Source organism: Duganella aceris (assembly GCF_011090165.1).
Taxonomy (GTDB): Bacteria; Pseudomonadota; Gammaproteobacteria; order Burkholderiales; family Burkholderiaceae_D; genus Rugamonas; species Rugamonas aceris.
Map to the genome: position 1 here is coordinate 501997 of NZ_JAADJT010000003.1, position 20106 is coordinate 522102.

Annotated in this window: 17 protein-coding genes; 11 read left to right on the plus strand and 6 right to left on the minus strand. The window is 59.8% G+C overall.

Going from position 1 to position 20106, the window contains the following annotated elements; translation table 11 throughout:
- Positions 1-23: 23 nt before the first annotated feature.
- The 4 genes from GW587_RS09505 to GW587_RS09520 all read left to right on the plus strand — a co-directional run bounded on the left by GW587_RS09505 (position 24) and on the right by GW587_RS09520 (position 4104).
- The gene (locus GW587_RS09505) at positions 24-272 is read left to right on the plus strand and encodes an AbrB/MazE/SpoVT family DNA-binding domain-containing protein (protein WP_166101502.1); all 249 of its coding nucleotides are present in this window, start codon (positions 24-26) and stop codon (positions 270-272) included.
- Positions 269-553, plus strand: a complete 285-nt coding sequence (locus GW587_RS09510) for a PIN domain-containing protein (protein WP_166101504.1) — start codon at positions 269-271, stop codon at positions 551-553. The genes GW587_RS09505 and GW587_RS09510 overlap by 4 nt, the downstream gene beginning before the upstream one ends.
- A gap of 170 nt (positions 554-723) precedes the next feature.
- A complete protein-coding gene (locus tag GW587_RS09515; protein ID WP_166101506.1) occupies positions 724-1983 on the plus strand; it encodes an HlyD family secretion protein in 1260 nt (419 codons plus the stop codon).
- A gap of 21 nt (positions 1984-2004) precedes the next feature.
- A complete protein-coding gene (locus GW587_RS09520; protein WP_166101509.1) occupies positions 2005-4104 on the plus strand; it encodes a peptidase domain-containing ABC transporter in 2100 nt (699 codons plus the stop codon).
- Between the two features lie 782 nt (positions 4105-4886).
- Here GW587_RS09520 and GW587_RS09525 read toward each other — a convergent pair.
- The 6 genes from GW587_RS09525 to aceE all read right to left on the minus strand — a co-directional run bounded on the left by GW587_RS09525 (position 4887) and on the right by aceE (position 13190).
- Entirely contained in the window at positions 4887-6197 is a 1311-nt protein-coding gene (locus GW587_RS09525) for a type II toxin-antitoxin system HipA family toxin (RefSeq protein ID WP_166101513.1), read from the minus strand.
- Entirely contained in the window at positions 6198-6482 is a 285-nt protein-coding gene (locus GW587_RS31820) for a helix-turn-helix domain-containing protein (protein ID WP_371875563.1), read from the minus strand.
- A 65-nt stretch (positions 6483-6547) separates the two neighbouring features.
- Positions 6548-6931 (minus strand): hypothetical protein, encoded by a 384-nt coding sequence (locus GW587_RS09530; protein WP_166101514.1) that lies wholly within the window; start codon positions 6929-6931, stop codon positions 6548-6550.
- A 61-nt stretch (positions 6932-6992) separates the two neighbouring features.
- Complete coding sequence (gene lpdA, locus GW587_RS09535; protein WP_166101517.1) at positions 6993-8783, minus strand: dihydrolipoyl dehydrogenase; 1791 nt, start codon at positions 8781-8783, stop codon at positions 6993-6995.
- A gap of 9 nt (positions 8784-8792) precedes the next feature.
- On the minus strand, positions 8793-10478 hold the full coding sequence (gene aceF / locus GW587_RS09540) for a dihydrolipoyllysine-residue acetyltransferase (RefSeq protein ID WP_166101520.1): 1686 nt from the start codon (positions 10476-10478) through the stop codon (positions 8793-8795).
- 21 nt (positions 10479-10499) lie between these two features.
- Positions 10500-13190 (minus strand): pyruvate dehydrogenase (acetyl-transferring), homodimeric type, encoded by a 2691-nt coding sequence (aceE, locus tag GW587_RS09545; RefSeq protein WP_166101522.1) that lies wholly within the window; start codon positions 13188-13190, stop codon positions 10500-10502.
- 260 nt (positions 13191-13450) lie between these two features.
- Between aceE and folD the strand changes: the two genes are divergently transcribed.
- From folD to GW587_RS09580, 7 genes are all read left to right on the plus strand, one after another.
- Positions 13451-14299, plus strand: coding sequence for a bifunctional methylenetetrahydrofolate dehydrogenase/methenyltetrahydrofolate cyclohydrolase FolD (gene folD, locus GW587_RS09550; protein ID WP_166101525.1), 849 nt, complete (start codon positions 13451-13453; stop codon positions 14297-14299).
- A 120-nt stretch (positions 14300-14419) separates the two neighbouring features.
- Positions 14420-16498 carry a M3 family metallopeptidase gene (locus tag GW587_RS09555; protein WP_166101528.1) on the plus strand — a complete coding sequence of 693 codons (2079 nt, stop codon included), beginning with the start codon at positions 14420-14422 and terminating at the stop codon, positions 16496-16498.
- Between the two features lie 2 nt (positions 16499-16500).
- Positions 16501-17097: a glutaredoxin family protein gene (locus tag GW587_RS09560; protein ID WP_166101532.1), complete on the plus strand. Its 597-nt coding sequence runs from the start codon at positions 16501-16503 to the stop codon at positions 17095-17097.
- Between the two features lie 108 nt (positions 17098-17205).
- A complete protein-coding gene (locus GW587_RS09565; RefSeq protein WP_166101535.1) occupies positions 17206-17637 on the plus strand; it encodes a DNA polymerase III subunit chi in 432 nt (143 codons plus the stop codon).
- On the plus strand, positions 17634-18041 hold the full coding sequence (locus GW587_RS09570) for a DUF2486 family protein (protein ID WP_166101537.1): 408 nt from the start codon (positions 17634-17636) through the stop codon (positions 18039-18041). Before GW587_RS09565 ends, GW587_RS09570 begins: the two co-directional genes overlap by 4 nt.
- A 185-nt stretch (positions 18042-18226) precedes the next feature.
- Positions 18227-19369 (plus strand): branched-chain amino acid ABC transporter substrate-binding protein, encoded by a 1143-nt coding sequence (locus GW587_RS09575; RefSeq protein ID WP_166101539.1) that lies wholly within the window; start codon positions 18227-18229, stop codon positions 19367-19369.
- A gap of 116 nt (positions 19370-19485) precedes the next feature.
- The coding region (locus GW587_RS09580) for a transposase domain-containing protein (protein WP_207393401.1) at positions 19486-20106 on the plus strand (621 nt) is incomplete at its 3' end.

The following is a 20106-nucleotide window of genomic DNA, read 5'->3' on the forward strand; positions in this document are numbered from 1 at the left end:
GCCGAATTCTTCAGGAGGACGCCATGGAATTCTCGACGGTAGTCAACAGCGACGGCACGGTCACCATCCCTGCTGAAATACGGAAAATCTTTGGCATCCAGGAAGGTTCCAAGGTTGAGTGCATTATGAATGGAATACGCCTGGAAATGCGCGTGTTGGGCACCAAGCTGCCCATACCAAAATCCAAGCCGGTCAGCGGCTATGGCTTGGTCAAAAGCGACCGGCCATCAGTCGCGGTAGACCTCAATATCGGCGATCCAATTAAGTCATGATCGGCCTGGATACCAACGTCCTCGCGCGCTACTACATCGACGACAGCACTGATGCGGAAGCGAAACGCCAACGCCCTGCGGCACAACGCCTGATAGACTCAGGCCAGCCGCTCTCTGTCTGTAAAACAGTGATCGTCGAACTGGAATGGCTGATGCGCGCAGATGCCCTTCACCATGCCAGCTATCAACACTGCGACAGCATGGCTTCCTTTGACGAACGTAAATTCGCGCACCGCGTGGCCGTGATGAAACTTCATCCTCCCGTGGATGTTCCGCAATAGCAAGGAAAATCGTGGGGTAAGGACAGCTCAACCTGGAACAAGCTTCATTTTCCCGGGCATCATCCACAAAAGGTAAATTCTGAAAATTAACTATTTCTTGAGCTTCTACAAATCGGCGACGCACTGAAAATGCCATCCTGCAAGTAAGACTAAATCATGCGAGAGCAGCTATGACGCGGGTGTCGCTATTCCGGGAAGAGGCCTTGTCTGCATCCCGGGTCCAATGGCTGGGTGAGATCGTACTGATTCGACCGCCGACGTTCGGTTTCCTTACAGCCATCGCGGCAATACTTGCCTTAATGATTGTCGCCCTGTTCTTCCTGTGCAGTTACACCAAGCGCAGCACCGTGAGCGGCCAGTTGATGTCGGACTTGGGTGTGGTAAGAGTCTATCCGCCCCAAGCAGGTATCGCGCTGCAAAAAATGGTGCGCGAAGGCCAGCTATTGCGCCAAGGAGACCTGCTCTATATTGTCTCAAGTGATCGCCAAACCATCACCCGCAGCGACATCCAAGCGGCTATCAGCCAACAGGTGGCACGCCGTCGACAATCTCTGCGCGATGAGCTGGAGCAGACCCAGCGGGCGCATCAGGACGACGAGCTAGCCTCGCGCAAGAAGGTAGACGCCTTGCTGGCCGAGCAGAGTAATGTAATCCGTCAGCTGTCATCGCAGCGAAACCGCGTCGAGCTATCCGAGGACGCGCTCAAACGCGGCGCGCAACTTTTCGACCAAGGCTTCATCTCCAAAGAGATCATGCAGCAAAAACAGGCTGACTTGCTGGACCAGCGACTTCGTCTGCAAGCGCTCGAACGCGACGAGATCAACGTTGGCCGAGAGTTGCTGGCCGCGCGCAACGACTTGGGGAATCAACCGCTCCGCCAGCATAACCAATTGGCGCAAATCGAACGGTTACTGGCAAACACGGATCAGGAATTGACGGAGAGTGAGGCCAAGCGCCGTATCGCCGTTACCGCGCCGGAGAGCGGCACCGCCACCGCCGTCACGGTCGAGGTCGGGCAAACCATCGATGGTGGCAAGCCGATGGTCAGCATCATTCCAACAGGCGCGCAGCTGCAAGCACATTTGTATGCGCCGAGCCGCGCCATCGGTTTTATTCGTAAGGACGATCATGTTCTGCTGCGCTACCAAGCATTCCCATTTCAAAAATTCGGACACGCTCATGGCGTGGTGGAATCAATCTCCCAAACCGCTCTTCCCGCCAACGAATTCACCGGCGCCTCAACTGCGGGCGGCAACGCGGAACCGCTCTATCGCATCACGGTGAAACTGGCACGCCAGACTTTTCAGGCCTACGGCAGGCCACAATCGCTGCAGGCTGGCATGGTGCTAGAGGCCGATATCCTGCAAGAGAAGCGCAAACTCTATGAATGGGTGCTGGAGCCACTCTACAGCCTGACCGGCAAACTCTAGTCGTTTGGCAAAGGAAATCCCATGTCCTTCCTTCATGAGCCGTCCCTCGGCTTCGGACGCAAGTTGCCAGTGATATTGCAAACCGAAGCGACCGAATGTGGCTTGGCCTGCCTGTCCATGGTCGCAAGTTTTCATCGCCACCATACCGACCTGATGACCTTGCGCCGGCGCTTCCCCATTTCCCTCAAAGGCGCGACCCTAAGCGATGTCATACAAATCGCACAGAAGCTAGATATGGGTATGCGTCCCATCAAACTCGACCTGGAAGAGTTGGGTCAACTGAAACTGCCTTGCGTATTGCACTGGAACTTTAACCACTTCGTCGTGCTCAAGGAAGTGAGTGCCAAGATGGTAATCATTCACGATCCGGCAATCGGCGCTCGATCCCTGTCATGGGGAGAAGTCTCCGCATCGTTTACCGGCGTGGCGCTGGAGATCTGGCCCGGTGCGGATTTCAAGCGCACGAAAAAACCTCAGGCCATCGGACTCCGCCAATTAATGGGGCGCGTTAGCGGATTGCATCGTTCCGTCGGCCAGATTCTTATACTTGCCTTGGTGTTGGAAATTTTGGCACTGATATCGCCATTTTTTCTACAGTGGGTCATCGACAATGTCTTAGTCTCAGCCGACCGTGATCTTTTAACCACCCTGGCGCTCGCCTTCGGCCTGGTGATGCTGATGCAGCAATCGGTCACCGCCATACGAAGTTGGGTGATTCTGTACCTGGGCACAACCCTCAATCTGCAGTGGCGTGCCAATGTATTCGCCCATCTGACCAGACTGCCGGTGCAATACTTCGAAAAGCGTCATCTGGGTGATGTAGTTTCACGTTTTGGTTCAATTGATCTGATCCAACACACGCTAACCACCTCGTTTCTTGAAGCGATACTGGATGGGCTGATGACAATCGTTACACTCGGCATGATGTTTCTGTACAGTTCGGCATTGGGCGCAATCGCATCAGGAGCGATGGCAATCTATGCCATCAGCCGCTGGGCTTGGTACGGTCCGCTGCGCAATGCGACCGACGAACAGATCGTCCACGCCGCTAAGCAGCAAACGCACTTTTTAGAGACGGTTCGCGGCATCAAGACCATCAAGCTGTTCCAACGTCAAGATCACAGACGAAGTAGCTGGCTGACTTTGCTGGTGGAACAAATCAACGCCGATCTGCGTGCTCAAAAACTTCAGCTGGCCTACAAGCTATTGAATGGCTTGCTGTTTGGCATGGAGAACATACTGATCATCTGGCTGGGCGCGGGCTTGGTCCTTGACGGCAATTTCACTGTCGGAGTGCTGATGGCTTTCATCGCCTACAAAGGACAGTTCGAAACGCGCGCCAGCGCATTGGTCGACAAGTTCTACGAGCTCAAAATGCTGCAACTACAAGGCGCACGCCTGGCGGACATTGTCCTGTCAGAACCGGAGTCAGTCTCGAGCAATCACTCTGAGGATGCTCGCACCATTACAGCCAGCATCTCAGTAAGCCAACTCAGCTTCCGTTATGCAGAACAGGAACCGCTGGTGCTAGACAATATCAACTTCACCATTGACGCAGGCGAATCTGTCGCGATCGTTGGTCCATCCGGCTGCGGCAAGACAACGCTGATAAATGTATTACTGGGCATACTGCCGGCAACGACCGGTGAAGTGTCCATCGGCGGCATCGCCATCGATCGATGCAGCCTTGGTCACTTACGCTCGATGATAGGCACTGTGCTGCAAGACGACGTATTGTTCGCAGGCTCGATCGCAGAAAATATTCACTTTTTCGACACACACGCGGATCAGTCTTGGGTTGAGCAGTGTGCGGAGATGGCGTCGATCTCAGAAGATATACAAGCCATGCCTATGGGTTACCAGACTTTGGTGGGCGATATGGGAACCGTACTATCGGGGGGACAAAAGCAACGTGTGCTGCTAGCCCGAGCCTTGTACAAACGTCCCAAGATTTTATTTCTCGATGAGGCGACAAGCCACCTAGATGTAGAAAAGGAAGAGATCGTCAATCGCGCAGTAAAGGCTCTTAAAATCACTCGCGTAATCATTGCACATCGGCCTGAAACAATAGCCAGCGCCAATCGCGTAATCGTCCTTCTAAACGGTAAACTACATCGGTAAATGAAGATACCGATTAGTTCAAGCGCATCCAATCCCAAAGCATCGATTATTTAATTGGCATCACCCGACCAGAAAATGGGCGACCATCCGCAGATTTATGTCGGCCGCCCATCGGATTATTATTTCTTCGTCCGTGATGCAACAAAGGAAATCACGTTAAATAGGAGAAGGCACGTTAGTAATGATGTCGGTCCTGAAGTGTGATGTAGCGACATATGCCAAGCCACTAAGGCTCCACTTGTTCCCCAAAAAAGGTTTTTGATAATTTTCATCAATTCTACCTTTAATAAGATTATAAAATTTAAATTCTTATTTTTGCCTGCAGGAGGAAATATAACCGCTAACAGCGCCTCCGAGCGCCCCGAAGAAGACGCCCATCGGTCCCCCGGGAATGCCTGCGACTCCACCGCCTAGAAAACCGCCCATAACAGCGTTATTACAACTATTCTGATTCGTATTTACGTAGCCACGCGAGCCCATACCTGCAGCTACCGAATGAATTTCTTCATCGCAGATCGTTATCATGAAATTCTCCATTAAAAGTTAGCAATAAAATATAAAAAAATTACCTTTCTCTCGCCGAGAATCCTTACATCAGATTTTGGTCGGGTTGAGGTAATTATAGAAAATATAAAAAATATCATTTTGATAAATTTCAAATGGTCTAATTGCAACTAAATCAACTGGAATTATTAGGAATATAGACGCGAACAGCGTCAGCATGGCGGCGTGGATCACTAGCCAGGCCAGTGCGCCATGGAAATCTCGACAGTAGTCAACACTTAGCGTTTTGTACTGCCCGCAAGCCGCAGCGTATTTAGGCGATCTTCAATCTCGAGGCGCACGGCATGCGGCACATCCATACCCTGAAGAGCCTTTGGCCAAAGGTCTTTAGCACGCGCAACCGTTTGAATGACGGCAGCTTTGGCAATGCGTTCCGAAATGCCCGCCTGCTTGGCAACGGCGGTGTAGGTGTCCAGGGTTTCTTGTCGCTGCAATTTGTCGATGGCGACATTGGTGCCGAAACCTCTGAATACCGGCAATGCCGCAACACAGACGATGTCGTAGGCGGGCGAAAGCTCGGGGCGGACACCATTGCGGTAGAGGACGCTGAAGTTCTTCAGATGGGCGTCGGAGTTCCCGATGAGTGTGTTCACGGCCTGCCGGATGAAGAATTGGCGGACGTCCTCGATGCCTCGCGTTCCGAGGCGGTCCAGCACTTGGATCAGCTTGACGAACTCTCTCGCGCCGGAATACTTTTGGCTTGGCATGAGCGTCAGCAGTTGGCAGGCGTCTTCCATGTGCACCGCACTGCCTAGGTCGCGGTCAAACCTATCCACGGCCAGAAAGCGCGTATCGGAGCCCAATGCAACTACCAAGTCGGGATGGTCGGTCAACGTGCTCATGGGAGCCGGCCGGCATCGCGCGACGTTGACCCCAGCCAGACCCGCCAACGTCATGCATGCATATTCATTCATCACTTGCGAGTCGTCGCGGGCCAACGGTAGCTTGGCGATGAGGTCCGACAGCGTGCCTTTGACCGGCATGCAGTACCGTTTTCCGTCCTTGGCGCGAGATAGCGCCAGCTTGTCCTGCACGCCGGATAGTGACGCGGCGCCTTCGGCAGCCTGCTCAGGCACACTGATTTCAAGATTATCGGCACCACCCGTGACGCCATACGCGCGAGCCGCCGCAGTGAGATTATCGAGGTTCGCGGGCACCACGGTAAGCGCGCCTGGCAAATCTTCGCCGGCGGCGGCCAGGATGCCAAAGTCATCCATGTCGCGGTCGCTCTTACGAGTAGCAGCTAGTCGATGACGGAGAGCGCCCTCCGGCAGCAGACCCGCAAAGAATGGCGGCAATTCGCCGCGCTCCCGGTACACTGCTGGATCGAAGTGGTTTTTTAGCGTTTCCTGCGTAACTTGCTCAGCACCCGGCAATGTCATGGAAAGCGACAGGGTAGCGCGCTGTGTATCGGTAAGGTATTGCTCGGTTGCGATGAAGCGCGTCACCCGCCCCGCTTCGCAGAGCCAGCCGACGTGCTGTCCGTGAAGCCATACTTCCAGATATCGCGGCCTCAATACGTTGTCCAATTAAGCCCTCGCCAGGAATCGGTCAATAGTTGACGGGACATCGTCCGGCCCAATGGTTTTTCCGGACAAGAGGCGAGCAACCTCGGGAAGAAGATGTTTGGGAATAAGGACTAGACTCGCATCCATGGCGTCGGCCAGCGCCTCAACGGTGCTGAGCCTTGAATCCACCTTTCCGCTCAGCACGTTGCTAACCTGCGGCACACTCATCGCTGTTAAACTTGAGATTGTCTGAAGCGTTTTCCCCAGCTGGCCGCGACGTAGATGAAGTTGCTCAGAAACCTTCATTTTATGCTTTCAGATAAATTTTCCTTATGATTTTACATCAAACTGTAAATAGTTTGTTTAGTGGCTCAAGTCTGCGGCAGCACGATCCCTGACAAGAGGCCAACCAGTAATCCGAGACTCGCGATCAGCACGTAAGCGATCAGCGCCAGCATGGCGGCGCCTTTGGTGCCCAGCGCATCGCCGGTGGCGGTGCGGGCACGCGGGGCCAGGTACCAGGCGCCGACGCCGGCCTGGATCACCAGGCCGGCCGCGATCGAGACCAGCAGCGGGACGGCATTGCCGGACAGGCGGTTGAGCAGCGTGCCGCCGCCCAGGATCATCAGCAGTATCAGACTGAAGATGCAGGCGTCGCGCCAGCTCAATAGCGCGCGGCGGTACAGGAAGGCGGAGAGTTTGACGATGCTGGTGTAAAGCGCGACCGATAACAGCAACGGCACAAAAGACGGCATAACGTATCCTTAAAAATAAAAAAAACCGGGAACAAGTCCCGGTTTCATGGTGATGCTTCGCTTAGCGCTTGCGCGGCGGCGGCAGGTCGGTGCAGACGCCTTCGTACACTTCGGCGGCCATCCCGATCGACTCGCCCAAGGTCGGGTGCGGGTGGATCGTCTTGCCGATGTCGGTGCCGTCGGCGCCCATCTCGATCGCCAGCGCGATCTCGCCGATCATGTCGCCGGCGTGCGTGCCGACCATGGTGCCGCCGATGATACGGTGCGTCTCAGCGTCGAACAGCAGCTTGGTGAAGCCTTCGGCGCGGCCGTTGGCGACCGCGCGGCCACTCGCGGCCCAGGGGAAGTGGCCCTTCTCGACCTTGATGCCCTTGGCTTTCGCTTCGTCCTCGGTGATGCCGACCCATGCCACTTCCGGATCGGTGTAGGCCACCGATGGAATCACCTTGACGTCGAAGTGCGACTTCTGGCCAGCCGCCGCTTCCGCCGCGACGTGGCCTTCGTGCACCGCTTTGTGCGCCAGCATAGGCTGGCCCACCAGATCGCCGATGGCGAAGATGTTCGGCACGTTGGTGCGCATCTGGCTGTCGACCGGGATGAAGCCCCGATCCGTCACCGCGACGCCTGCCTTGTCGGCGGCGATCTTCTTGCCGTTCGGGCTGCGGCCGACGGCGACCAGCACCAGGTCGTACACTTGCGGGGCTGGCGCGGTGACGCCGGCTTCCGCCGCTTCGAAGGTGACTTTGATCCCTTCCGGCAGCGCTTCAACAGCGACCGTCTTGGTCTTGGTCATGATGTTGTCGAAGCGTTTTTCGTTGAACTTCTGCCAGACCTTGACCGCGTCGCGGTCGGCGCCTTGCATCAAGCCGTCCAACATTTCGACCACGTCGATGCGCGCGCCGAGGGTCGAGTAGACGGTGGCCATTTCCAGGCCGATGATGCCGCCGCCGATGACCAGCATGCGTTTCGGGATCTGGCGCAGTTCCAGCGCGCCGGTCGAGTCGACGATGCGCGGATCTTCAGGCACGAACGGCAGCTTCACAACAGCCGAACCGGCGGCGATGATGGCCTGCTTGAACTGCACCACTTTCTTGCTGCCGTCTGCGGCCGTGACTTCGATGTGGTTCGCGCTCAGGAACTGGCCAACGCCGGTGACGACCTGCGTCTTGCGTGCCTTGGCCATGCCGGTCAGGCCGGTGGTCATGTTCTTGATGACGCCTTCCTTGTACGCGCGGAGCTGGTCGATGTCGACGGTCGGCTTGGCGAAGGTGACGCCGGTCTTGGACATGTGCGCGGTTTCGTCGATCACCGATGCCACGTGCAGCAGCGCTTTCGACGGGATGCAACCGACGTTCAGGCACACGCCGCCCAGCACTTCGTAGCGTTCGACCAGCACCGTGTTCAGGCCCAGGTCGGAGGCGCGGAACGCGGCGGAGTAACCGCCGGGACCGGAGCCCAGCACCATCATGTCGCAGTCGATGTCGACCTGGCCGGTATAACTGCTACCGGCCGGCGCGGCGATCGGCGCAGGCGCAGGTGCTGCGGCCGGAGCTGGCGCAGGTGCGGCGGCGGCAGGCGCGGGTGCGGCGGCGGCCGGAGCGGCGGCGGCTGCGCCGGCGCCCTCTTCAACCACCAGCAGCAGCACGCCTTCCTTGACCTTGTCGCCGACCTTGACCTTGATCTCCTTCACCACACCTGCGTGCGACGATGGGATCTCCATGCTGGCCTTGTCCGATTCGACGGTGATCAGCGATTGATCGGTCTTGATCGTATCGCCGACCTTGACCATCACTTCGATAACTTCAACTTCCGCAAAGTCGCCGATGTTCGGCACTTTCACTTCTGTGCTCATAGTGGCTCCTTACAGCAGAATTTTGCGCATGTCGCCGAGCACTTCGCTCAGGTACACGGAGAAGCGAGCACCCATCGCGCCGTCGACCACGCGGTGGTCGTAGGACAGCGAGGTACCCATCATCAGGCGAGGCTGGAAGGCCTTGCCGTCCCACACCGGCTTGATCGATGCCTTGGACAAGCCGAGGATCGCCACTTCCGGCGCGTTGACGATCGGCGTGAAGTGCGTGCCGCCGATGCCGCCCAGCGACGAGATGGTGAAGCTGGCGCCCTGCATGTCCGCAGGTTTCAGCTTGCCTTCGCGCGCTTGCAGCGACAGCTCGGTCATTTCGCGTGCGATCTGTGACACCGATTTCTGGTCGGCGCCCTTGATCACCGGGACCACCAGGCCGTTCGGCGTGTCGGCGGCGAAGCCGATGTTGTAGTACTGCTTGAGAATCAGGTTTTCACCCTTCTCATCCAGCGAGGCGTTAAACGACGGGAATTTCTTCAGCGCGGCGACCGATGCCTTGATGACGAAGGCCAGCATGGTCAGCTTGGCCGCGTCCTTGTTCTTGGCGTTGGCGTTGTTGGTCTCGACGCGGAACGCTTCCAGGTCGGTGATGTCGGCGTCGTCGAACTGCGTGACGTGCGGGATCATGACCCAGTTGCGGTGCAGATTCGGGCCGCTGATTTTCTTGATGCGCGACAGCGGCAGCAGTTCGGTCGGGCCGAATTTGCTGAAGTCGATCACCGGCCATGGCAGCACGCTCATGCCGCCGCCCGAGCCGCCTGCCGGCGCCGAGGCGCCCGCTGGTGCGGCGGTGGTGCCGGCCATCACGCCCTTGACGTAGTTCTGCACGTCGAGCTGGGTGATGCGGCCTTTCGGACCGGAGCCCGGCACTTTGCCCAGGTCGACGCCCAGTTCGCGCGCGAACTTGCGGATCGATGGCGATGCGTGCGCCAGCTTGCCGGTTTGGACCGAGCCTTGCGATGCGGTCGGCGCGGCGGCGGCAGGAGCCGGTGCGGGCGCAGGCGCCGCAGCGGCGGCGGCAGGTGCGGCAGCGGCGGCGGCAGGTGCGGCAGCAGGAGCAGCGGCTGGTGCTGCTGCCGGTGCAGGTGCGGCAGCGGCGCCGCCGGTGGCCTCAACCACAAACACGATCGAGCCCATGGCAACCTTGTCGCCAACCTTGACTTTGACTTCCTTCACCACACCTGCGTGCGACGATGGAATCTCCATGCTGGCCTTGTCCGATTCGACGGTCAGCAGCGACTGGTCGACCTTGATCGTGTCGCCAACCTTGACCATCACTTCGATGACTTCCACTTCCTTGAAGTCGCCGATGTCCGGCACCTTGACTTCGACCGGGCCGGCCGACGCTGCGGGCGCTGGAGCGGCGGCAGCTGCGGGCGCTGGCGCCGCAGCGGCAGGCGCCGGTGCAGGCGCTGCGGCGGCCGGAGCCGGAGCCGCGGCAGCGGCATCGCCCTCCAACAACAGCAGCAGCGAACCCATGGCCACCTTATCGCCGACCTTGACCTTGATTTCCTTGACCACGCCGGCGGCGGACGAAGGAATCTCCATGCTGGCCTTATCCGATTCAACGGTGATCAGCGACTGGTCCACCTTGATGGTGTCGCCGACCTTGATCATCAGTTCGATGATTTCAACTTCCTTGAAATCGCCGATATCCGGGACATTAACTTCCACAATGCTCATAGCGTTAGCTCCGTATTCTAATTATTGGGTCACCGGATTTGGCTTGTTCGGATCGAGGTTGTACTTGGCGATTGCCTGCTCCACGACCTTCACATCGATCTTGCCTTCTTCGGACAGCGATTTCAGCGCGGCTACGACGATGTAGTAGCGGTTCACTTCGAAGAATTCACGCAGCGCGGCGCGGCTGTCGGAACGGCCGAAACCATCGGTGCCCAGCACGCGGTAGGTGCGGTCCTTCGGAATGAAGGCACGGATCTGTTCAGCGAACGCACGCATGTAATCGGTGGTCGCGACGATAGGACCCGACGTATCCTTCAGCAACTGCGCCACGTACGGCACGCGCTGTTCCTTGCTCGGGTTGACCAGGTTCCAACGCTCGGCGTCCTGGCCGTCGCGCGCCACCAGCGTCAGCGACGGAGCGGACCACACGTCGGCGGCGATGCCCCAATCCTTCAGCAGCAGTTCCTGGGCGAAGATCGACTCGCGCAGGATGGTGCCGGAACCGATCAGCTGCACGCGCTGCTTGGCTTTTTCGTCGCCCGGCTGCAGCAGGTACATGCCTTTCAGGATGCCCTCTTCCTGGCCCGGCTTGATGCCTGGGTGCGGGTAGTTCTCGTTCATGATGGTGATGTAGTAGAACACGTCTTCCTGTTCTTCCACCATGCGGCGCATACCGTCCTGGATGATCACCGCCAGCTCATGGCCGAAGGTCGGATCGTAAGGCACGCAGTTAGGCACGGCGGCAGCGAACAGATGGCTGTGGCCATCTTCGTGTTGCAGGCCTTCGCCGTTCAGCGTGGTGCGGCCGGCGGTGCCGCCCATCAGGAAGCCGCGGGCGCGCATGTCGCCTGCAGCCCACACCAGATCGCCGATACGCTGCATGCCGAACATCGAGTAGTAGGTGTAGAACGGCACCATCATGCGGTTGTTGGTCGAGTACGACGTCGCCGCGGCGATCCACGAGCTCATACCGCCGGCTTCGTTGATACCCTCTTGCAGGATCTGGCCGGCCTTGTCTTCGCGGTAGTACATGACCTGGTCTTTGTCGACCGGTTCGTACAACTGGCCTTGCTGGTTGAAGATGCCGACCTGGCGGAACAGGCCTTCCATACCGAAGGTGCGCGATTCATCGACCAGGATCGGTACGATGCGCTGGCCGACGCTGGAGTCCTTCAGCAGCGTGGTCAGGATACGCACGTAGGCCTGGGTGCTCGACACTTCACGGCCTTCGGCGGTCGCGTCCAGGACGTTCTGGAAGGCGGTCAGCGGCGGCACGGTCAGCTTTTCGTCGGCTTGCTGGCGACGCGCAGGCAGGTAGCCGCCCAGCGCGGCGCGGCGCTCGTGCAGGTACTTGATTTCCGGCGCGTCGTCGGCCGGCTTGTAGAACGGGATGTCGGCCAGCTGATCGTCCGGGATCGGGATCGAGTAGCGGTCGCGCATTTCGCGCACGGCTTCGTCGGTCAGCTTCTTGGTGTTGTGCGCGGTGTTGCGCGCTTCGCCGTGCTTGCCCATGCCGAAGCCCTTGATGGTCTTCACCAGCAGCACGGTCGGTTGGCCTTTGTGTTCTTGCGCGACCTTGAAGGCGGCGTAGATCTTGTGCGGATCGTGGCCGCCACGGGTCAGGCGCCAGATGTCGTCGTCGGTCATGTTGGCGACCATCTCCAGCAGCTTCGGATGCTTGCCGAAGAAGTTCTTGCGCACGTAGGCGCCGTCCTTGGCCTTGTAGTTCTGGTATTCGCCGTCCAGCGTTTCCATCATCACCTTGCGCAGGATGCCGTCCTTGTCCTGCTTCAGCAGCGCGTCCCAACCCGGGCCCCAGATGACTTTGACCACGTTCCAGCCGGCGCCGCGGAAGTCCGCTTCCAGTTCCTGGATGATCTTGCCGTTGCCGCGTACCGGACCGTCCAGGCGCTGCAGGTTGCAGTTGACCACGATGACCAGGTTGTCCAGCTTCTCGCGCGCGGCCATGCCGATCGCGCCCAGCGATTCCGGTTCGTCCATCTCGCCGTCGCCGCAGAAGGCCCAGACCTTGCGGTCGGTGGTGTCGGCGATCGAGCGCGCGTGCAGGTACTTCAGGAAGCGCGCCTGGTAGATCGCCATCAGCGGGCCGAGGCCCATCGACACGGTCGGGAACTGCCAAAAGTCCGGCATCAGTTTCGGGTGCGGATACGACGACAGACCCTTGCCGTCGACTTCGCGACGGTAATGGGTCAGTTGTTCTTCGCTCAGGCGGCCTTCCAGGAACGCGCGGGCGTAGACGCCCGGCGACGAGTGGCCCTGGATGTACAGCAGGTCGCCGCCGTGGTTTTCGCTCGGCGCTTTCCAGAAGTGGTTGAAGCCGATGCCCAGCATGTTCGCCAGCGAGGCGAACGAGGACAGGTGACCACCGAGGTCGCCGTCGACGCGGTTGGCTTTCACCACCATCGCCATCGCGTTCCAGCGCATCCACGAGCGCAGCTTCTCTTCGTATTCCAGGTTGCCCGGGCAATGCACTTCGAGGTGAGTCGGAATGGTGTTGACGTAGGCGGTGTTGGCGGAGAACGGAATGTCCGAGCCGCTTTGACGGGCCAGGTCGATCAGGCGCTCCATCAGGTATTGAGCACGTTCAGGGCCCTCTTGTTCCAGCACTGCGGCCAGTGCGTCCAACCATTCTTTGGTTTCTTGCGAATCAGGGTCGGTGTTTGCCGTGGCCTGGTCAAGTTGAGCTGACATGTAATAAGTCTCCTGAGTTAAGTGCGCCGATTTCTACTAATTTTCGGCCGATGGAACGCTGATTATTTACTAATACTTCGATGACGTGTGAGGATTCTAACAGTGATTTTTGGCTTTTTCAAACTATGATACGACATTTCGTATTGTGAAATTCCCCTATGAAATTCTTGTGCAGCGCAGCATCGGCTAAGCGCTGGAAACGCGGCGCGCGGCCCGCTGGCGCTTTATAATGCTGCTTTCCTCTCCAACCTGATTAAATCATGCCTGCTCAACTGATCGACGGAATCGCCCTCTCCCAAAAACTGCGCGCGGAAATTGCTGCACGTGCTGCCGCGCTGACCGCCAAAGGCAAACAACCCGGCCTGGCCGTGATTCTGGTCGGCGACGACCCGGCCAGCCATGTCTACGTGCGCAACAAGGTCAAGGGTTGCGAGGACGCCGGCATCTATTCGTTGAAGGAACAGTACCCGGCCGACATGACCGAGGCCGCGCTGCTGGAGCGCATCGCCGCGCTGAACGTCGATCCGACCATTCACGGCATCCTGGTGCAGATGCCGCTGCCCAAGCACATTAACCCGCACAAGGTGATCGAGGCCATCTCCACAACGAAGGATGTCGACGGCTACTCGGTGCTGAGCGCCGGCGAGCTGATGACCGGCCTGGAAGGCTTCCGTCCGTGCACGCCGTATGGCTGCATGAAACTGATCGAGAGCACCGGCGTCGACTTGCGCGGCAAGCATGCGGTGGTCATCGGCCGCAGCAACACCGTCGGCAAGCCGATGGGACTGCTGCTCTTGCAAGCCAACGCCACCGTCACCATCTGTCATAGCGCGACCCCGGATCTGGGCCTGTACACGCGTCAGGCCGATGTGGTCGTGGCTGCGGTGGGCCGGCGCAACACGCTGACCGCCGACATGGTCAAGCCGGGCGCCATCGTCATCGACGTCGGCATGAACCGCGACGACGCGGGCAAGCTGTGCGGCGATGTCGACACCGCCGGGGTCAAGGAAGTGGCGTCGTTCATCACGCCGGTGCCGGGCGGCGTCGGTCCGATGACGATCACCATGCTGTTGATGAACACGGTGGAAGCGGCCGAGCGTACTATTTGATTGAGCGGCGCAGCAACCCGAAAAGTCGGGGTCAGACCCCGTACGGGGTCTGACCCCTGTTCGCCGCAGTGCGGGGTAAACGGTTCCCGCGAACGCACGTAAAACATATTGGAACTGACGATGACTACAGACGCTATCAACCCCCTCCTCGACTTCACCGGCCTGCCGCGCTTCGATGCGATCAAGCCCGAACACGTCACGCCCGCCATCGACGACCTGCTGGCCAAGAGCCGCGCCGTCGTCGCGCAACTGGAGGCGCCCTCCGGGCAAGTGACCTGGGATAACTTCGTCACCCCGCTGGAAAACGCCACCGAGCTGCTGGGCCGCGCCTGGGGCATCGTCAGCCACCTGAACAATGTGGTCGATACGCCCGAACTGCGCGCCACCTACAACGACAACCAGCCGAAGGTCACCGAGTTCTGGACCGAGCTGTCGCAGAACGAAGCGCTGTTCGACAAATACAAGGCGCTGCGCGCCTCAAGCGGCTTCGACGCGCTGTCGCCGGCCCGCAAGCGCATCATCGACAACGCCATCCGCGACTTCCGCATGGGCGGCGCCGAGCTGCCGGCCGAACAGAAGGAACGCTTCGCCGACATCCAGGAACAGCACGCCGCCGTGTCGACGCGCTTCTCGGAAAACGTACTCGACGCCACCAACGACTACAAGCTGCTGATCGCCGACGAAGCCGACCTGGCCGGCCTGCCGGCCGACGCCAAGGCCGCCGCGCGCGCCGCCGCCGAAAAAGACGGCAAGGCCGGCTACGAATTCTCGCTGCACTTCCCGTCCTACTTCCCGATCCTGCAATTCGCCGACAAGCGCGAACTGCGCGAGACCATCTACCGCGCCAACAGCACCAAGGCGTCCGAACAGGGCGAGGTGTTCAGCAAGAAGGACGATTGGGACAACACCGCCAACATCGTCACGCTGCTCAAGCTGCGCGACGAGGAAGCCAAGCTGCTTGGCTACAAAAACTTCGCCGAAGTCTCGCTGGTGCCGAAGATGGCCAAGTCGCCCGACGAAGTCATCGCCTTCCTCGAAGACCTGGCCAGGCGCGCCCGCCCGTTCGCCGAACAGGATCTGGCCGAACTGAAAAAATTCGCGCAGGAAGAACTCGGCCTCGCCGAGCTGAAAGCCTGGGACATCCCGTACGCGTCGGAAAAGCTGCAGGAACGCCGCTACGCCTTCTCGGCGCAGGAAGTGAAGCAGTACTTCCCCGAACACAAAGTGGTCGACGGCCTGTTCCGCCTGATCCAGCAACTGTTCACGGTCGAGATCAAGCCGGACCAGGCGCCGGTCTGGCACAAGGACGTGCGCTTCTTCCGCATCGAGCGCGACGGCAAACTGATCGGCCAGTTCTACCTTGACCTGTACGCGCGCGCCGGCAAGAGCGGCGGCGCCTGGATGGACGACGCGCGCGGCCGCCGCGCCGACGACAAGGCGGTGCAAACCCCGGTCGCCTACCTGACCTGCAACTTCACCGAGCCTGCGATCGTCGACGGCGTCGCCAAGCCGTCGCTGTTCACGCACGATGAAGTGACCACGCTGTTCCACGAATTCGGCCACGGCCTGCACCACATGCTGACCCAGGTCGACGAGCTGGGCGTGTCCGGCATCGCCGGCGTCGAATGGGACGCGGTGGAACTGCCGTCGCAGTTCATGGAAAACTTCTGCTGGGAATGGGAAGTGCTGGAACACATGACCGCCCACGCCGACACCGGCGCCCCGCTGCCGCGCGCGCTGTACGACAAGATGCTGGCGGCGAAGAACTTCCAGTCCGGCCTGCAGACGCTGCGCCAGGTCGAGTTCTCGCTGCTCGACATGCACCTGCACTACGACTACGACGCGTCGACCGGCAAGACCGTGCAGCAAGTCATCGACGAGGTGCGCGCCAGGTTCGCGCTGATCATTCCGCCGGCGTTCAACCGCTTCCAGAATTCGTTCGGCCACATCTTCGCCGGCGGCTACGCGGCCGGCTACTACAGTTACAAGTGGGCCGAGGTGCTGTCCGCCGACGCCTACGCCGCGTTCGAGGAAGCGCAGGCGCTGGGGCCGGACGCCACCATTGAAACCGGCAAGCGCTACCTGCGCGAGATCCTGTCGGTCGGCGGTTCGCGTCCGGCGCTGGAATCGTTCACCGCCTTCCGCGGCCGCGAGCCGAGCATCGACGCGCTGCTGCGTCACAGCGGCATGGCGGCCTGAGCATGAAACGCCCGGCCTTGCTGCTGCTCGCGCTGCTGTGCTTCGGCACGGCCGGCGCGCAGGTCTACAAGTGGAAGGACGCCAAAGGCGTGACCCATTACAGCGACCAGCCGCCGGCGCCGAGCGCGCCGGTCAAGTCGAAAGTCGAAGTCAAATCCTTCAGCGGCGGCGGCGCGGTCGAACTGCCGGCCGAGCTGGCCGGCGTGGCGCGCGACCGTCCCGTCACGCTGTACACCACCGGGCAGTGCGAAGGCTGCGCCAATGCGCGCGCGCTGCTGATGGCGCGCGGCATTCCATTCCGGGAAAAGACCGTCAACACGGCCGACGACCAGGCCGCGCTCAAGCAGGCCGGCGGCGGCAACCAGCTGCCCTTCCTGCTGGTCGGCCGCAGCCGCCTGGCCGGCTACGAGCAAAGCGCCTGGGACAGCCTGCTGACCGAAGCCGGCTACCCGGCGGAGAAACGCTTGCCGTCGAATTATCAGTATCCGCCGGCGGTCGCGGCCGCGCCGCCGCCTCCTCCTCCGCCGCAGGCGGCGCCGGTCGACGAGGCGCCGCGCCAGCCGCCGCCGGTCAATGCGCCGCCCGGTTTCCAGTTCTGAAAACCGGAGTCGGTAGCAACATCGATGCCAGCGGCAAAAATAAATTTCGCATAAACTGGAATCCTGCGGGTCGCCCGCAGGCATTCCCCTCTACAGAACAAAACGACCATGACACGCATCGATTTCCACACCAATGTGCCGGACAAGGTGGCCTACGCCTGCCGCCTGGTGCGCAAGGCCTGGGCGGCCAACCACCGCGTGGTGCTGATGGCGGAAGATGCGGCGCAACTGGCGGAACTTAACGCGGCGATGTGGACATTTTCCGCCACCGACTTCCTGCCGCACGTGCTCGCCGGCGATGCGCTCGCGGCGCAGACGCCGATCCTCCTGACCGACAGCGATGAGGCGGAATTACCACACACCCACAAAGAATTATTGGTCAATTTATCGCGCCGCGCGCCTGGCCAGGTGGCGCGATTCGAGCGCATGATCGAAGTGATTTCCTCCGACGAGGATGATGCGGCTGCCGGCCGCAAGCGTTATGTCGCATACAAGCAGCAAGACCACCCACTCACCCACTTTGTCACAGGAAAATCATGAGCCAAGCCCAATCGTTTGACGCCAGTATCCCTGTATTGACGGAAGTCCTGAAAGCCGAGCCGCTGCGCGAAGACCTGCTGCCCGGCGAGCTGGCCGCTTCCGCCGCCCGCGCCACGCCCGCCCAGCAGGCCGCCCAGCTCGAAGCCGACGCCGTCGACGAATGGAGCGAAGCGGAATGGGCGATGATGGAGCACCGGCTGTCGGTGCGCATCATGCACCAGTTGCAGTCGCGCGTGGACTTCGTGCTGGAGCAGCGCATCAAGGACAGCATGGCCGAAGTACTGAGCCACGCGCTGCACGATCTGACCAACGAGATCCGCATCGGCCTGCACGACACGATCGAAAAAATCGTCGCCCGCGCCGTCTCGCAGGAACTGACCCATCTGCAAGCGCAGAAGAAGTAAGCCCCGTCCCCTGCGGTCCGCGTCCATTCCAGTGCGCGGACCGCACTCTTCCCGGGAATCCCTGTATCAAATCAGGGAATTGCCCGACAAAAATACAAATCCTTACGTTTCCGCCTTTGCGCCGTGATTAATTTGTTGTACCTTTTGGCCTTGCAGAATAAATCTCAACCACTTGGAGAATGTATATGCTGTTCAAGACTAAATTCATTCCACTCGCCATCGCCCTGGCGTTCGCCGGCAGCGCCGGTGCGCAGGAAGTGATCAAGATCGGCCACGTCGGCCCGGTCTCGGGTCCGTCGGCTCACCTTGGCAAGGACAATGAAAACGGCGCCAAGATGGCGGTCGAGGACTTGAACGCCAAAGGCTTCAAGATCGACGGCAAACCGGTCAAGTTCGTGTTGCAACTGGAAGACGACGGCAGCGATCCGAAACAGGGCACGGCGGTGGCGCAGAAGCTGGTCGACGCCAAGGTCAACGGCGTGATCGGCCACCTGAATTCGGGCACCTCGATCCCGGCCTCGAAGATCTACTACGACGCCGGCATTCCGCAGATTTCGCCCGCCACCACCCAGACCAAGTACACGCAGCAAGGCTTCAACTCGGTGTTCCGCGTGGTCGCCAACGACGCCAAGCTGGGCGGCTCGCTGGGCTCGTACGCGGTCGGCAAGCTGGGCGCGAAGAAGATCGCCGTCATCGACGACCGCACCGCCTACGGCCAGGGCGTCGCGGACGAGTTCATCAAGGGCGCCAAGAAAGCCATGCCCGGCGTGCAGATCGTCAGCAAGGAATTCACCAACGACAAGGCGACCGACTTCAACGCCATCCTGACCACCATCAAGGGCAAGAATCCGGACCTGATCTTCTTCGGCGGCATGGACTCGGTGGGCGGCCCGCTGCTGCGCCAGATGAAGGCGCTGGGCATCAAGGCCAAGTACATGGGCGGCGACGGCATCTGCACCGAGCCGTTCGCCAAGCTGGCCGGCGACGCCGCCGTCAACGGCCTGGTGACCTGCGCCGAAGCGGGTGGCGTGACCGGCGAGCAGCAAAAAGGCATGGACGACTTCGTCGCCCGCTACAAGAAGAAGTACAACGCCGACGTGCAGATCTATTCGCCGTATGTGTACGACGCGATCATGACCATGGCCACCGCGATGCAGGAAGCCAAATCGTCGCAGCCGGCCAAGTACCTGCCGTTCCTGCACAAGATCAAGTACCAGGGCGTGACCGGCCTGATCTCGTTCGATCCGAAAGGCGACATCAAGGACGGCGCGCTGACCTTGTTCACCTACACCGACGGCAAGAAGACCAAAGTGGAAGTCATCAAGTAATTCACGACGCTCCAATGAAAAACGCGCCGACGGCGTAATGCCGTTCAGTTAAGACTGAACGGCATTTTTATTTTATTGGTTGTAAACATCGGCAATCGCTGTTAACCTGCGTCGCGATGATCGACGACGCTCTCCATTTCCTCGCTAACGGCCTGGAGTCTCCTGATTGGAGGCGACTGGGTCAACACTTGCCATTTGAGTGGATTGAGGAAGCCGTTGTGTGCACGCATGCAGTGAGCATCCGCCACCGTCGGCTGCCGGCGGAGCAAGTTGTGTGGCTTGTTGTCGCGCTGGCGCTTTATCGGCACAAGTCGATTGGTGAAGTCCTGGATGATTTGGGCTTGGCATTGCCGGATAAAGAGCAGCCATTCGTCACGAAGAGCGCCGTCGCACAGGCGCGCCAGCGTCTGGGGGCCGAGCCGTTGCAATGGTTGTTCGAGCGGTCGGCACTGGCTTGGTCCGCCCAGGATCGGCAAGCATATGCATTCAAGGGCTTACAGCTATTTGCGATGGATGGCACCATCCTGCGCACCCATGATACGGTCGAAAACCGCACTCATTTCGGTGCGCAAAACTATGCCGGTGAGACCGTCGCCAGCTACCCACAGGTACGCGGCGTCACGCTCACTGCATTGCCAACGTATCTGATCCGCAACGCGGCCTTTGGTCCTTACGCGACCAATGAGATGATGTTTGCCAAAGAACTGGTACCGCATATCCCCGCAGACTCGCTCACG